This is a genomic window from Paraburkholderia phymatum, assembly GCF_040965635.1.
Lineage (GTDB): Bacteria > Pseudomonadota > Gammaproteobacteria > Burkholderiales > Burkholderiaceae > Paraburkholderia > Paraburkholderia phymatum_B.
Genome location: NZ_JBFRCH010000046.1, coordinates 13,781 through 27,541, shown reverse-complemented (window position 1 = coordinate 27,541; position 13,761 = coordinate 13,781). Strand labels below are relative to the sequence as shown.

The 13,761-nt window shown below is 62.3% G+C and carries 14 protein-coding genes; 11 read left to right on the top strand and 3 right to left on the bottom strand.

The window, feature by feature from the left end; genetic code table 11:
* The first annotated feature begins 2 nt into the window (after nucleotides 1-2).
* From AB4Y32_RS36650 to AB4Y32_RS36625, 6 genes are all read left to right on the top strand, one after another.
* Nucleotides 3-1,133, top strand: a complete 1,131-nt coding sequence (locus tag AB4Y32_RS36650; RefSeq protein ID WP_368725966.1) for an acyl-CoA dehydrogenase family protein — start codon at nucleotides 3-5, stop codon at nucleotides 1,131-1,133.
* Nucleotides 1,134-1,137: 4 nt separating this feature from the next.
* Nucleotides 1,138-1,950, top strand: a complete 813-nt coding sequence (locus AB4Y32_RS36645) for an oxepin-CoA hydrolase, alternative type (protein ID WP_368725965.1) — start codon at nucleotides 1,138-1,140, stop codon at nucleotides 1,948-1,950.
* A gap of 40 nt (nucleotides 1,951-1,990) precedes the next feature.
* Nucleotides 1,991-3,199, top strand: a complete 1,209-nt coding sequence (locus AB4Y32_RS36640; RefSeq protein WP_368725964.1) for a CaiB/BaiF CoA transferase family protein — start codon at nucleotides 1,991-1,993, stop codon at nucleotides 3,197-3,199.
* Between the two features lie 34 nt (nucleotides 3,200-3,233).
* Nucleotides 3,234-4,220 (top strand): NAD(P)H-dependent flavin oxidoreductase, encoded by a 987-nt coding sequence (locus AB4Y32_RS36635; RefSeq protein WP_368725963.1) that lies wholly within the window; start codon nucleotides 3,234-3,236, stop codon nucleotides 4,218-4,220.
* 160 nt (nucleotides 4,221-4,380) lie between these two features.
* Entirely contained in the window at nucleotides 4,381-4,701 is a 321-nt protein-coding gene (locus AB4Y32_RS36630; protein WP_368725962.1) for a DUF485 domain-containing protein, read from the top strand.
* A complete protein-coding gene (locus AB4Y32_RS36625) occupies nucleotides 4,698-6,383 on the top strand; it encodes a cation acetate symporter (protein WP_368725961.1) in 1,686 nt (561 codons plus the stop codon). The genes AB4Y32_RS36630 and AB4Y32_RS36625 overlap by 4 nt, the downstream gene beginning before the upstream one ends.
* Nucleotides 6,384-6,400: 17 nt before the next feature.
* Here AB4Y32_RS36625 and AB4Y32_RS36620 read toward each other — a convergent pair whose 3' ends face one another.
* Complete coding sequence (locus AB4Y32_RS36620; protein ID WP_368725960.1) at nucleotides 6,401-7,297, bottom strand: LysR family transcriptional regulator; 897 nt, start codon at nucleotides 7,295-7,297, stop codon at nucleotides 6,401-6,403.
* A 198-nt stretch (nucleotides 7,298-7,495) separates the two neighbouring features.
* On the opposite strand from AB4Y32_RS36620, the gene AB4Y32_RS36615 reads away from it, so the two are divergent.
* Nucleotides 7,496-8,860, top strand: a complete 1,365-nt coding sequence (locus AB4Y32_RS36615; protein WP_439899886.1) for an MFS transporter — start codon at nucleotides 7,496-7,498, stop codon at nucleotides 8,858-8,860.
* Between the two features lie 4 nt (nucleotides 8,861-8,864).
* Here AB4Y32_RS36615 and AB4Y32_RS36610 read toward each other — a convergent pair whose 3' ends face one another.
* Together AB4Y32_RS36610 and AB4Y32_RS36605 are read right to left on the bottom strand one after the other, a co-directional pair.
* Nucleotides 8,865-9,497, bottom strand: a complete 633-nt coding sequence (locus AB4Y32_RS36610; protein WP_368725958.1) for a LysE family translocator — start codon at nucleotides 9,495-9,497, stop codon at nucleotides 8,865-8,867.
* A 551-nt stretch (nucleotides 9,498-10,048) separates the two neighbouring features.
* On the bottom strand, nucleotides 10,049-11,089 hold the full coding sequence (locus AB4Y32_RS36605) for a GlxA family transcriptional regulator (RefSeq protein WP_368725957.1): 1,041 nt from the start codon (nucleotides 11,087-11,089) through the stop codon (nucleotides 10,049-10,051).
* A 106-nt stretch (nucleotides 11,090-11,195) separates the two neighbouring features.
* On the opposite strand from AB4Y32_RS36605, the gene AB4Y32_RS36600 reads away from it, so the two are divergent.
* The 4 genes from AB4Y32_RS36600 (at nucleotide 11,196) to AB4Y32_RS36585 (ending at nucleotide 13,711) form a co-directional block, all read left to right on the top strand.
* Nucleotides 11,196-11,732 (top strand): 4-oxalocrotonate tautomerase family protein, encoded by a 537-nt coding sequence (locus AB4Y32_RS36600; RefSeq protein WP_368725956.1) that lies wholly within the window; start codon nucleotides 11,196-11,198, stop codon nucleotides 11,730-11,732.
* A 13-nt stretch (nucleotides 11,733-11,745) separates the two neighbouring features.
* The gene (locus AB4Y32_RS36595) at nucleotides 11,746-12,180 is read left to right on the top strand and encodes a hypothetical protein (RefSeq protein ID WP_368725955.1); all 435 of its coding nucleotides are present in this window, start codon (nucleotides 11,746-11,748) and stop codon (nucleotides 12,178-12,180) included.
* Between the two features lie 43 nt (nucleotides 12,181-12,223).
* Nucleotides 12,224-12,562: a hypothetical protein gene (locus AB4Y32_RS36590; protein ID WP_368725954.1), complete on the top strand. Its 339-nt coding sequence runs from the start codon at nucleotides 12,224-12,226 to the stop codon at nucleotides 12,560-12,562.
* Nucleotides 12,563-12,736: 174 nt separating this feature from the next.
* Nucleotides 12,737-13,711, top strand: a complete 975-nt coding sequence (locus tag AB4Y32_RS36585) for an alpha/beta fold hydrolase (RefSeq protein WP_368725953.1) — start codon at nucleotides 12,737-12,739, stop codon at nucleotides 13,709-13,711.
* Nucleotides 13,712-13,761 lie beyond the last annotated feature (50 nt).

Genomic DNA, 13,761 nt, shown 5'->3' with positions numbered 1-13,761 from the left:
CGATGAATTTCCAGCATACCGAAGACCGCCGCATGCTGGCGGACACGCTCAACCGTTTCGTGAGCGAGCAGTACGGCTTCGTGAAGCGCGACGAGCTCGCGTGCAGCGAGTCGGGCTTCAGCCGCGAACTATGGGTTCGCTTTGCGGAGTTGGGTGTCGTCGGCGCGCTCTTCGACGACGCCGACGGCGGTTTCGGCGGCGATGGCTTCGACATCGCCGTCGTCTTCGAGAGCCTTGGGCGCGGCCTCGTGGTCGAGCCCTTCCTGGGCGCGCTCGCTGTCGGGCACGCACTTGCCCATGCAGGCAACGACGCGCACAAACCTCTCATCGCAAGCCTGATAGAGGGACGCGCCGTCGCCGCATTCGCACACGACGAGCCCGGCTCGCACTACGAACTGGCGAGGGTGTCGACGTGCGCCGACCGGGGCCCGAACGGCTGGGTGCTGGCGGGGGTCAAGACCGTTGTGCAGCAGGGCGCGGAGGCCGACTTCTATCTCGTCTCGGCTCGCACGAGCGGCACAGCCGAAGCCGAAGAAGGGATCTCGCTCTTTGTCGTTCCGCGCGAGATGCCGGGCCTCGAAGTGCGCGGCTATCGAAATATCGATGGTGGACGGGCCGCCGAGGTGCACCTGAACGAAGTATGCGTCCCCGACGCTGCATTGCTCGGCGAAAGGGACAAGGGATTCGCGACGCTCGAAACCAGCATCGGCGCGGGCGTGCTCGCGCTGTGCGCCGAGGCGCTCGGCGCGATGGAAGTCGCGAAGGAACACACGCTCGAATACCTGCGCACGCGCAAGCAGTTCGGTGTCGCGATCGGCAGCTTCCAGGCATTGCAGCACCGCATGGCCGATCTGCTACTGGAGATCGAGCAGGCACGCTCGTCGGTCATCAATGCCGCCGCCGCGTTTGGCGGGAGCCGGGTAGAGCGCGAACGCGCGTTGTCGGCGGCGAAATATACGATCGGGCGCGTCGGTGCGCAAGTGGCCGAAGAGTCCATCCAGCTGCACGGCGGCATCGGCATGACATGGGAATTGCCGCTTGCCCACTACGCGAAGCGCCTCGTGATGATCGACCATCAGCTGGGCGACGAAGATCACCATCTCGAACGCTATATCACTTTGAGCAGGAGCTGACACCATGAACGAACCTATCCTTGCGCGCCGCGAAGGCGCGGTGCAGGTGCTGTCCTTCAACAATCCGTCTGCGCGCAATGCGCTCACGGCCGAGGTGTACAAGGCGCTTCCGGCTGCCATCGAAGCGGCGCAAAACGATCGGGAAGTCGGCGCGATCGTGCTGACAGGCGTAGGCGGCGCGTTCTGCGCGGGCGGCGACCTGAAACGGCTCGCACAACGGCGCGCGGTGACGCCGCCCGAGCGGCGCGCGGGCATCGAAAGTCTGCACGACATGATTCGCGCGCTGCGTGACTGCAGCAAGCCGGTGATCGCAGCAGTCGAGGGCGCGGCAGCAGGCGCGGGGCTTTCGATCGCGCTCGCGTGCGACATGCTGGTGACCGCGCGCAATGCGTCGTTCTCTGTGACATACGTCAAGGTCGGCTTGTCGCCCGACGGCGGCGCGACGGCTTTCCTGTCCGGTGTCCTCTCCCGTCAGCTGATGACGGAGCTGTGTCTGACGGGGCGGCCTGTCACGGGCGAACGCATGCACGCGCTCGGCGCCGCGAACCGTCTTGCGGAGCCGGGCAGTGCGCTGCCGGAAGCTGTTGCGCTGGCGCAATCGCTGGCGGCGGGACCCGAGCGCGCAATCGGACGGATCAAAAGTCTGTGCCGCCAGGCAGGCGGAAACACGGTCGAAGCGCAGCTCGAACTCGAAGCCCAATACATGACGGAGTCGCTCGGTGACGACGAATCCGCCGAAGGCATCAACGCCTTCTTCGACAAACGCGCCGCTGATTTTTCAGCATTGCGCCGCGCGTCCGAAGTCGGTTCTCACTAGACGCGGCGCCTTCGTCACTCTTTGTCATTCCGGATCTTTCATGTCGAACCTCGATTCCTCCCTGCCGCTTGCCGGTGTTCGCATTCTCGATCTATCCCGCGTGCTGGCGGGGCCGTGGTGCGCGATGGTGCTCGGCGATCTTGGCGCAGAAGTCGTCAAGGTCGAGCATCCGAAGCGCGGCGACGACACGCGCGATTGGGGCATACGCGTCGGCACTACCGAAACGGCCTATTTCAATAGCGTGAACCGCAACAAGCGCTCAGTGTGTCTCGATCTGCAAACGGCAGAAGGGCAGCAGATCGCACGGGACCTGGCGCGCCAGAGCGACGTCGTGATCCAGAACTTCAAGTTCGGCGGCGCCGAAAAGCTTGGCCTCGGCTATGAGCAACTCAAGGAAGGACACGAGGACCTCATCTACTGCTCGATCTCCGGCTACGACCGGCACGGGCCGGAAGCGGCGCGTCCCGGCTACGACGTGGTGCTGCAAGGCGAGGCGGGGCTGATGGCGCTCAATGGCAATGCCGATCAGCCGCCGCTCAAGTTCGGCGTGGCGGCCGTCGATCTGTTCACTGGAATGTATTCCGCGCAAGCGGTGCTCGCCGCGCTGTTCCAGCGTCGGGAGATGGGCAAGGGGCGTCATGTCGAATTGGCGCTGTTCGATTGCGGCCTGATGATCACTTCGTATTACGGGCTGGAGTCGATGCTGATGGGGGAAGACCCGCCGCGCTATGGCAACGCGCATCCTTCGATCGTGCCGTACGGCGTGTTCGATGCGCAGGACGGGCCGCTCGTCATCGCGGTCGGCAACAACGGCCAGTACGAGCGCTTTTGTCGCGAGGTGATCGAACGGCCGGATCTGTTCGACGACGACCGCTATCGCACGAACCTCGTGCGGGCGACGCACCGCGAAACACTCGTGCCCGAACTCAAGCGCGAGATTGCCGGCAGACCGCGCGCGCTGCTTCTCGAACGGCTGGCGCGGGCGGGGATTCCGGGCGGCGAAGTGCTCGGCTTGCATCAGGCGCTCACCTCGACGCGCGCGTCGCAAGGCGGGTTGCTGACGACGTTCGAGCATCCCGAAGCAGGTACCACGCATGTGCTCGCGCCGCCGTATCGCTTCGACGGCGCGCGCCTTCCGGTGCGCAGCGCCCCGCCGCAACTCGGCGAAGGCACGAGCGAAGTGCTCCAGTCGCTGCTCGGGCTGTCCGCCGAACGGCTTTCGCAACTGAAGGTAGAAGGCGTCGTGTGACGCTGCATCGCGCGTTATTGCGCAAGGACTTTCAATGAGCCAGACCGCTTTTTCCAACGCCGTGACCGAGCTGTTTGGCACACGGCTCCCTATCGTCGCCGGTGGCCTGATGTGGCTCGCCGATGCCGACTATGTCGCCGCCGCCTCGCGTGCCGGCATCATCGGCTTCATCACGGCCGCGAGCTTCCCTGAACCTGATGCGCTGCGCGCCGAGATCCGGCGCTGCCGCGAACTGTGCGAGGGCGGCCCATTCGGCGTCAACGTGTCGATGTTGCCGAAGCTCGTTCCGGGCGAGAGAACGCGCGAAGTGTTCGAGCTGATCGTCGATGAAGGTGTGAAATGCGTCGAAACCTCGGGGCGCAATCCCGAGGAATTCATGCCGCTGCTCAAAGAGGCCGGCGTCAAGGTACTCCACAAGGTGCCCGCGGTTCGATTCGCGGTCAAGGCGGCTGCCGTCGGCGTCGATGCTGTGGCGATCGTCGGCGCCGAATGCGGCGGTCATCCCGGACTCGACATGGTGGGCTCGTTCGTGAACGCCGCATGGGCCGAAAGCCAGCTCGACATTCCCTATCTGATCGGCGGTGGCATCGGTCGCGGCTCGCAGCTTGCCGCGGCACTCGCGATGGGCGCATCGGGCGTGGTGGTCGGCACGCGCTTCGCCGTGGCCGAGGAGATCTGGGCGCACGACGACTACAAGCGCCGTCTGGTGGAAGCAGGACCGACCGATACCGATCTGTGCATGCAGTCCGTGCGCAATACCGTGCGGACGCTGCGCAACGAGACGACGGCCGCCGTGAAGGCACTCGAGGCACAGAACCCGGACCTCACGATTCAGGACCTGATGCCGATGGTCGCGGGCAAGATCGGCCGCAACGCGTACGTGACGGGCGACTGGTCGAAGGGACTGCTCTCCGCGGGACAGTCGCTCGCATTCACCGACAAGGTCGAGCCGCTTGCCGACATCGTGCGCCGGTTCGAGAACGACATGCGGCAGGCGATGGGACGGCTGGCCAGCCACTGACGCTGTGCACGCAAGCGGTGCCGACAGAAGCCCGCAGAGCGGTTGCATCGAGCACAAGAGGCTCATTTCATTCCGGCGACAGACAACAGGCCTCAACCAACTTGCATGGGGCCAAGGTAAGGGGCTAAAGCTCCAACTCCGGCCGACAGGAGACAAACGCATGCAGCAAGCCCACATCGATTCAATCCAGGCGAGCCCCGCATACCGGCGGCTCATCGCGTCACGCCGCCGTTTCAGCTTCACGCTGACCGCGCTGATGATCGCCGCGTACTACGGCTTCATCCTCTTCGTCGCAGTGGCGCCACATCTGCTGGCGCGACCGTTGTATGCGGGCGCGACGACCACGCTCGGCGTCGTCGTGGGCGTCGGCATCATTGCGGTGGCGATCGGGCTGACAGGCTGGTACGTGCTTCACGCGAACCGCACGCTCGATCCTGCGATGCGCGCATTGCTCCTCGCACAGAAGGAGAGTGAAGCATGAAGCTCGTTCGCTCCCTGCTGTGCGCGTGTCTCGCATCGACGGCTGGGCTCGCTCGTGCGTCGGGCATCGAAGGTCCGGTGCCCAGTCACGTCGAACTGAATCCCGTTGCGATCGGCATGTTCCTGCTATTCGTGCTCGTAACGCTCGGCATCACACGCTGGGCATCGCGCAAAACGCGCACGACGCGCGACTTCTATAGCGCGGGTGGCGGTATCTCCGGTTTCCAGAACGGACTCGCAATCGCCGGCGATTACATGTCGGCGGCATCGTTCCTGGGCCTTTCCGGCATGGTGTATCTGTTCGGATTCGACGGCCTGATCTATTCGATTGGCTTTCTGGTCGGCTGGCCGTTTGTGATGTTCCTGCTCGCCGAACCCTTGCGTAACCTGGGCAAATATACATTCGTCGATGTGGTCGCCTACCGCTTCGAGCAGGCACCGATCCGTCTGTTGACGGCGAGCACGTCGCTCGTCGTCGTAGTCTTTTATCTGGTCGTGCAGATGGTCGGCGCCGGCAAGCTGATCCAGCTGCTATTCGGCTTGCAGTACTGGATGGCGGAAGTGATCGTTGGCGCGCTGATGGTGGTGTACGTGTTCTTCGGCGGCATGACGGCAACCACGTGGGTGCAGATCATCAAGGCCGTGCTGCTGTTGTGCGGCGCGACTTTCATGGCCGTCACCGCGCTGGCGCAGTTTGGCTTCAGTCCCGATGAGATGTTCCGGCGCGCTGTCGATGTTCATCCCGGCGCGCTCAGTATCATGGCACCCGGCAAGCTGCTGAAGGACCCGCTCAACGCACTGTCGCTCGGCATCGCGCTGATGTTCGGCACGGCGGGGTTCCCGCATATCCTGATGCGCTTTTTCACGGTGCCCAGCGCGAAAGAGGCGCGCAAGTCCGTATTCATCGCGACGGGGTTCATCGGCTACTTCTATCTGCTGACCTTCATCATCGGCTTCTCCGCGATCGCGTTGCTCGCGCAGCATCCTGAGTTCTTCAAGACGGCGGCGGACGGGCATTTCAATCTCACGCGCGATCTGCTCGGCGGCTCGAACATGGTCGCTGTCAAGCTGGCGCAGGCTGTGGGCGGCAACCTGTTTTACGGCTTCATCGCCGCCGTGACGTTCGCGACGATCCTGGCCGTGGTGGCGGGCCTCACGCTCTCCGGGGCCACCACGGTTTCGCACGATCTGTACGCGTGCTGGCTCGCGCGGGGCAAACCCAGCGAAGCACATGAAATGCGTATCTCGCGCGTAGCCACGCTGATATTGAGCGTCGCCGCAATCGGACTCGGCATCCTTTTCGAACACGTCAACGTGGCGTTTCTGGTCGGCCTCGTGGCGGCCATCGCGGCGAGCGCCAACTTCCCGGTGCTGGTGTCGTCGATTTTCTGGCGGGGCATGACGACGCGTGGCGCGGTAATCGGCGGCGCGCTCGGGCTGACCTCTGCCGTGCTGCTGACGCTGTTGTCGAAATCGGTTTGGGTCGACGTGCTGCATCACGCGCATACGCCCGTGTTCCTCGACAATCCCGCGCTGGTTTCAGTGCCCCTCGCGTTCGCGGGAATCTGGACTTTCTCGATGCTGGATCGCGGTGCTCGCGCGCAGCGGGAGCGCGAAGCTTTTGCCTTGCAGGAGTTTTATGGGCAGACGGGCTCGCTGCCCATGACAGCCACCGACCATTGAAGCGCCAGGGATCGCGTTCAAGGGCCAGTCAGTGCTTCATGCAACGTCGAGCGAAATCTCTGCACGGCCGGCGACATGGTTGTTTTCCTGCGGTAGAAAAGCCGGATCCTGCTTTCGAATAGTGCCGTTTTGTAGGGCAGGGCAGCGAGATCGCGGCCCGCATAGGTCTGGAGCATCTGCTCCGTCAGCATGGTAATCAGATCGCTATTGCGCAGTAACGCTGTCAGCAGCGAAATCGACGCGTCGGTTTCGATAACCGCCTGCGGTGACGCCAGATCGTGGTCCTGAAAGTATCGATCGACGATCTGGCGCAGTCCATGTCCCGGCAGCGGCAGCAACCATTTCGCCCCTCGCAGCAGGCGTGGACCGGCGGGTGCATGCGCCAGCGGATGGCCTTGCCGTGCAACGATCCGGTAGCGCTGCCCGCCGATCTCATCGGACTGGAGTTCTTCGTCTTCTATGGTGTCCGGCATGAAGCAAAGCGCGAGATCGAGTTGCCCGTCCTTCAGTTCGTCGAACAGCAGCGCCGATACCTGCACGGAAAGTCTGAACGAGACGGCGCTCTCGCGCGCTGTATAACGGGCGAGGATGGGCAGTAGCGCGGATTCCAGCAGGGCCGGCACGACGCCGATGCGAATCTTGTCCGCCGACGCAGACTTCGCCGCCGCCATGTCAGCGTAGGTTTGCGCGACCGACGCACCGACATCGGCGGCACGCTCCAGGAGCACGCGTCCTGCTGCCGTCAGTTCGACGCCACGGCCCTTGCGATCGACGAGGCGCGTGTCGAATTCCGCTTCGAGCCGTTGCAGGATCTTCGACACGGCGGATTGCGTCAGCCCCGTTTTCTGCGCAACGCGATGCAGGTTGCGCGTTTGAGCGAGCATGGAGAACACGCGCAAGTCTTCGATTCTCATTCGTTCTCTGCCAGCCGTTGTCCAGTCCCACTCTAGCGTAAATCCAATCACCGCGGCGACGGTATTCCTCCCGGGAATCAAAGCTCGCCTCGCTTTCCGAGCGATGCGTCGAACAATGACGACATCATGTTTCGTTCGATTCGAGGAGGCATCTTGTCCGACCTTTCCAATGCGTGCGCAACCGGCATTGATGCGCCAATGCCGGCCGCGAACCGCTTCGCGATGGTGGCCGTCATGCTGGCGGTTGCGCTGGCGACGCTCGACACCGCGATCGCGAACACAGCGCTGCCCGCGATAGCCACCGGTCTTCACGCGACGCCAGCCGAATCGGTATGGATCGTCAACGGCTACCAGCTCGCGATGGTGGCGACGATACTGCCCTTCGCCGCGCTGGGCGACGTTTTCGGGCACAGGCGCGTCTACATCGGCGGGCTGGCACTGTTCACGGCCGCATCGCTGGCTTGCGCGGCGGCGCCGACGCTGCCGTTGCTCACCGCCGCGCGTCTTCTGCAAGGGCTGGGCGGCAGCGCGATCACGAGCGTCAGCATTGCGCTCGTCGGTGCGCTGTATCCGCGACACCGGCTTGGACGCGGCGTCGGGGTCAATGCGCTCGTCGTTGGCGTGTCGGTTGCTGTCGGGCCGACGATCGCATCGCTGATCCTTTCGACAGCGTCGTGGTCATGGCTCTTCATGATCAACGTGCCGCTTGGAGTCATTGCCCTCGCGTTTGCGCTGCCAGCGCTGCCGCAGACGCCCCGAGGCACGCATCCATTTGATCCCGTTGCGGCCGTGCTGAACGTCATCACTTTTGCATCGCTGATTGTCGCGCTCGGTGAAGGAGGGCAGCGTGCGCCCACGATTCGCGTGCTCGGCGCGCTCGTCATCGCACTCGTTTTCGGCGTGTGTCTGATGCGGCGCGAGGCAACGCGACTCGCGCCGATGCTGCCCGTCGATCTCTTCCAGCGGCCTGAGTTCGCGCTGTCGGCCGTGACGGCCGTTTGCGCTTTCGCCGCGCAGGGCTTCGCGTTCGTGTCGCTACCGTTCTATTTCGAGGACGCGCTGCATCTCAGTCAGATCGAGACGGGGTTCCTGATTACACCCTGGCCGGTTGTCGTAGCGCTCGTGGCGCCCGTTGCCGGACGCCTGTCAGACCGCTATCCGCCAGGCGCGCTGGGCGCGGCCGGGCTCGCCTGTCTGTGCGCGGGCCTTGTGTCGCTCTCATTGTTGCCCGCTCATCCTTCCGTGTACGCGATCGCGGTGCGGATGGCCATTTGCGGCGTCGGCTTCGGCCTGTTTCAGTCTCCGAACATCAAGGCGTTGATGGCAAGCGCGCCTCATGCGCGCAGCGGCGGCGCCAGCGGTGTCGTCGCGACCTCGCGTCTGATCGGCCAGGCCACGGGCGCCGCGCTGGTCGCGTTGTGCTTTGGTTTGGACGGCCAGCACGGGCCGATACTCGCGTTGCTTGGCGGCGCGATCTTCGCGGGCATAGGCGGAATCGCGAGCGGGCTGCGGTTGATGGCGCGCTCGCATCGGCTGGGCAGCGCGGGATGGACTGACCGATAGCGCTCTACAGACGTGACGCCAGGAGGCGGATGCCGGCAATCCCGAATACTACGGCCAGGCATCCTTCCAGGGCGCGGCGGGTCCGCACGTACATCCTGCGAGCCGAATCCGTCGAGAACAGTACTGCATAACTGCCGAACACGAGACATCCGATGGCCGCACAGCCCATAACCAGAGCACTATGGGTAGGCCCTGTGCCGTTCGACGATAGAGCAACAATCGAAACCCACACGAGGATGGCTTTGGGATTGGTGAGATGGAGCATCACGCCGCGTGAGTAGATGCTCGTCAAGGTCGGTGTTCGTTCCACCTCCACTACCGACGCAGTTGAAGCCGCAAGCGCATTGCGTCCGGATTTAAAGGCTAGCCACAAGAGATACAGACCGCCAAAAATCTTGACTGCAATGATAAATTGAGAATAGGCGATCAGGGCAGCAGACACGCCTAGCGTTGCCACCGTCGCCCAAAACATCGATCCTGAGATGACACCGAGTGCGAACATCAGCGCCGCCTTCCTGCCGTGACTGGCCGCTATGGAGATGATTGCAAGGTTGCTCGGCCCGGGGCTCGCGGTGCCAACGAAATACGCTGCGTAGGCAAGCAGCAGGTTTGTCGAGAAGTAGGCGTCTGTCGTCATATTAGGGAACCGGCAATGGAAGTTCGCCCGATCATCGGGCTTTGGTGAAACGGGCGGAAGTGGCAATGTCGCCATCTTTCGAGGAATATCAGACACACGCGCCAGCGTTCGTCGAAAATGACCGAACCAATCGACGAGCGCTCCGACGCATGCGCATCGGAGCGCTTCGCACTTTACGCACGCAAAGGTCTCAACGCCGTGCGCACTTCATTCGCGAAGATCATCGGTTCTTCACATGCCGCAAACTGTCGGGCACGTGTCAGCAGACAATTGCGCGCGATCTGGATGCTCAGCGATTCATCCGCTGTGCGGTCCAGTTCAACGATTTCGTTCTCGTGTTGCATATGCACTACCTCGGTAAGCCCAGTTTTTGCGGTACGGCGTTCTGCTCGCGATGGGTGTATTTGAGCGGACGAGCGTATCGCACTCGTGTCCGAAAGTTGGTGACGCGCGTATCCCTATCTGTTTGCAGATACCTAGGGATACAAAGGGAAGGTGCGGGGCGAGAGGGAAGGGAAATGACGAGGGCGGTGACGTGACGTCGCGAAGCCTCAGCCGCTGTTGTTGCCTGGCTCGACTTCTACGCTCTCCGTCGCCGCGGCGCGCGAAAACCGCATTTGATATTCACTCGGCGACAACCCGGTCTTCCGCTTGAACAATTGCCGGAATGTGCTGATATCGCCGTAACCGACACGCTGACTGACCGCCTCAAGCCCAATTGGCCGCGTTTCCAGCAACCGTTTCGCGACCTCGATGCGCAGATTCTGCAGATACGTCAACGGTGCGAGCCCGACGGCTTCCTTGAACCGGCGATTGAGCGTGCGTTCGCTGACAGCAAGCGATGCCGCCAGATCGCTCAACCGGAATCCCTGCTGCAACGTTGCCTCCATCTGCTGCTGGGCGCGCGCGACGAGCGTGTCGGTGTGCCCATGTTCGTCGAGAAGCGTTGCATAGGAAGCCTGCGAATTCCGGTTCATGTCGATCAACAGGGCCTTCGCGGTCATCGCCGCGAGTTCTTCGCCGGCGAATGTTCCGACGAGCCGCACCGCGAGATTCAGATACGACGTCACGGAACCGCCCGAGATGATGCCGTCTTGCTCGATCAGCAGTTCCTGTGCGCGAACTTCGACACGCGGATAGCGGCGCGCGAAGTCCGCGGCTCTCGCCCAGTGAGTCGTGGCGGCGCGGCCATCCAGCAGCCCGGCCTCGGCGAGCAGGTAATTGGCCGTGCAATAAGCCGCCAGCACGGCGCCTGCTTTGCGTTGGCGCCGCAGCGCGGAAGACAGTTCGTTCAACTGCTCGCGGCGCCCGATGAACGCGTCGATGTTCGAGAAGAACGGTGCTGTCAGCAGAACGGCGTCGGCCCGTTTGCGCGGGTCGATCTTGCCGTCGACGTGAATGGTCTGGCCTGACGCGGCCGTAACGGGCCGCCCGTCGAGCGATTCCACCCGCCACCCGAACACGGGCGCGGAGGTCGAGCCTGGCGCAGCCTTGCGCGCATGGAACTGATTGGCCGCGCTGAAGACGTCAACAGGACCCGCGACGCCGGATGCGAGGATTCCGTCATAGACCCAGATGCGGACGATGGCCATTTGCGTGTCTGAAATTCCATGAATAATGGCGATACTGCCACTTCCAGGCGCACGAGTAAACCCCGATCATGGCCGCATCCGATGAACCGAAAGCAGGAGCAGCACCATGCCAATGATCGATGCACTGTGGCCCGAAGACGCCTTGGCGTCTGAGGCCGAAGCGCGCCTCGTCAAGGAACTGACCGATATCCTCATCGAGGCGGAGGGCTACGATCCCGCCAGTCCGATCGCACAACGCGTCACCGTATTCCATCTTCATCGACCCGCTGCGATCTATATCGGCGGTGAACGCACGAACACGATACGTTACCGGATCATTCCGTCTGTACCCGAAGGGCAATACACCGACGAATCGCGTCGCTCGCTCGTCAGAAGCGTGACGGAAGCGGTGGCGCGCGCGGAAAACCGGCCGTTCGATGACGTCGCGCCGCGCGTGTGGGTCTTCCCGACCGAGATACCGGATGGCGCGTGGGGGACGCGCGGCGCGATCTGGAAGCTGCCGGACATTCATGCGCTGCTCGCGGGCGAGTCAGAGCGCGGCGCGGGCGTTGAACGCCTCGCGCGACGCCGCCGCGAGAAGGCGCGCATCACGCTCGAAGCAGCGCTCGATGTCGCTAGCGCGGGCATCACGAACAAACAGTAACGGAGCACCCAGCATGAAATTCAACGACACAGCCCCCGTAATGGCACCCGCTGGCGGTCCGCCACTCTGGCTGGCCAACCTCGCTGAAAACGCGACGCTCGAAGCCACCGTCCTCAAGAGTCCGATCGAGGGACGAGCCGATATTCTCTCTGTGATCAAACACGCAGTCTCGCTCTACGAGTTCCAGCATCACAGCTACAAGGGCGAGATCGGCAACGGTTTGTACATGGAATCCTATCGCTCGCAGATTCAGGGCGTGCCGATCGAGACGGTGGTCGTCGCGCATCTGAACGAACACGGCGAGACGGATTCCGTGGTCATCAATCATCGTCCGCTTGACGCAGCGCTGCTGTTTTCGAAACTGATGTGGGAACGCGTCGATGAGCGCTTCCGCGATTGTTATCTGACGGGACCTGAAGCTGCGCGCTATGAAACGCCTTCTTCTTAATTTGACAATGGCGTCCGTGATGGTCGCTTCTGCTGGAGTCTCCATGGCACACACCACTCCGATGCCAACCACGCCAACCACGAAGATATTGGCGATTGGCACTTTTCCCCCGGGCACGGACATGCAACTTGTCCAACACATACTTCCAACCGAAGTTCGCGAGACGGCGCAGCTCTACCTCGAAGGCAAGATTGACCAGTGGTATTCGCTGCAAGATCGAGCCGGGGTGGCGTTCATCCTGAACGTTACGGATGTGGCTCTAGCACATGAAATGCTTGAGGCACTTCCCTTGGGGAAAGCGCACCTGATGACATTCTCGCTCCTCCCAATAGGCCCACTGAAGCCGTTGAGCAAGCTTGTAAATCCGATCTCGCCCCAATAGAAGGCGCTGGAGCCTACTGTCGAATACTCAGCAGACGTCCGGAATTCTGGAACATTGAAGTGCACTTTACTTAACGCAATTTCTCTTGAGCATATGATGTATCTACACTGCATGGCCTCTTATCGTGCATATGCACCGAATGCGTCACACAAGCACTAAACGAGAACCACGATCATGTTCAAACTTTTAACGAAGGCGACAGTCTTCTCCGCGGTAGCCATGAGCCTTTCCGCATGCTCCAGTCTGCCGGCGTCATCCTCGTCGGCGGCGAAGATTGAAGTCGGCGAGGTGCAGGTCAATCCTGACATCAAGCTGCGTCATATGGTCTATCGGCCCGCGCATCCTAAGGGCACGGTACTGTTCCTGCACGGCTTCCCGGAGACGATGTATGCGTGGAAGCCGATTGCCGAATCCCTGTCCAGCGACTACGAGGTGCATGCGTTTGACTGGCCGGGCTACGGACAGTCCTCACGTCCAGGCGCCGATCGCTTCTCGTATGCGCCGAAGGATTACGCCCATGTGCTGGAAGACTATATCCGCACGTCGGGCATCGACAGTTCGAAGCTGGTGATCTACGCCACCGATATCGGGGCGCTACCGGCGCTGTTGGCAGCATTGGAGCAACCGAATATCGCCAGGGAGATCATCGTTGGCGACTTTGCCCCGTTCAACCGCCCACAGTACATGTACGAAAGCCTGCAGGGCCTGAAGTCCAAGCCTTCGTCTGACGCCGTGCATGCCGCGATGAACAAGAACCGTGACGAAATCCTGGCAAACACATTCTTCCGCGGCACGCCGGCGGAGGAACGCTACGCATTGCCCCAGGAGTTCAGGGACGATATCGCGAAAGGTTGGGGCGGTGATATCACAGCGGCAGACGCCTTCTACCACTACTACTCCTACTTCACCCGCGATCAGGACTACTTCGAAGCCAATATGGCAATGCTGAAGGTCCCCGTGAAGGTAGTGTGGGGCGAGCAGGATATCTACATCAAGAAGGAAATGGGCGTTGAGTACGCGAACCGTAACGGTGTGAAGCTTACAATTCTCCCTAAACTCGGCCATTATCCGCATCTGCAAGCGCCTGAACAGACGGTGGACGAAGTCCGGGCCGCGTTCAGCGCGGGGGGCAATCCTGAGAGTGACTGAGCGAGTGCGCCGTCGACGCAGCCAGCGCCATACATTGACATATGATGCAT

Coding starts and splice junctions, on each gene's coding strand:
- AB4Y32_RS36650 (WP_368725966.1), top strand. CDS start 3: ATGAATTTCCAGCATACCGAAGACCGCCGCATGCTGGCGGACACGCTC.
- AB4Y32_RS36645 (WP_368725965.1), top strand. CDS start 1,138: ATGAACGAACCTATCCTTGCGCGCCGCGAAGGCGCGGTGCAGGTGCTG.
- AB4Y32_RS36640 (WP_368725964.1), top strand. CDS start 1,991: ATGTCGAACCTCGATTCCTCCCTGCCGCTTGCCGGTGTTCGCATTCTC.
- AB4Y32_RS36635 (WP_368725963.1), top strand. CDS start 3,234: ATGAGCCAGACCGCTTTTTCCAACGCCGTGACCGAGCTGTTTGGCACA.
- AB4Y32_RS36630 (WP_368725962.1), top strand. CDS start 4,381: ATGCAGCAAGCCCACATCGATTCAATCCAGGCGAGCCCCGCATACCGG.
- AB4Y32_RS36625 (WP_368725961.1), top strand. CDS start 4,698: ATGAAGCTCGTTCGCTCCCTGCTGTGCGCGTGTCTCGCATCGACGGCT.
- AB4Y32_RS36620 (WP_368725960.1), bottom strand. CDS start 7,297: ATGAGAATCGAAGACTTGCGCGTGTTCTCCATGCTCGCTCAAACGCGC.
- AB4Y32_RS36615 (WP_439899886.1), top strand. CDS start 7,496: ATGCCGGCCGCGAACCGCTTCGCGATGGTGGCCGTCATGCTGGCGGTT.
- AB4Y32_RS36610 (WP_368725958.1), bottom strand. CDS start 9,497: ATGACGACAGACGCCTACTTCTCGACAAACCTGCTGCTTGCCTACGCA.
- AB4Y32_RS36605 (WP_368725957.1), bottom strand. CDS start 11,089: ATGGCCATCGTCCGCATCTGGGTCTATGACGGAATCCTCGCATCCGGC.
- AB4Y32_RS36600 (WP_368725956.1), top strand. CDS start 11,196: ATGCCAATGATCGATGCACTGTGGCCCGAAGACGCCTTGGCGTCTGAG.
- AB4Y32_RS36595 (WP_368725955.1), top strand. CDS start 11,746: ATGAAATTCAACGACACAGCCCCCGTAATGGCACCCGCTGGCGGTCCG.
- AB4Y32_RS36590 (WP_368725954.1), top strand. CDS start 12,224: ATGGCACACACCACTCCGATGCCAACCACGCCAACCACGAAGATATTG.
- AB4Y32_RS36585 (WP_368725953.1), top strand. CDS start 12,737: ATGTTCAAACTTTTAACGAAGGCGACAGTCTTCTCCGCGGTAGCCATG.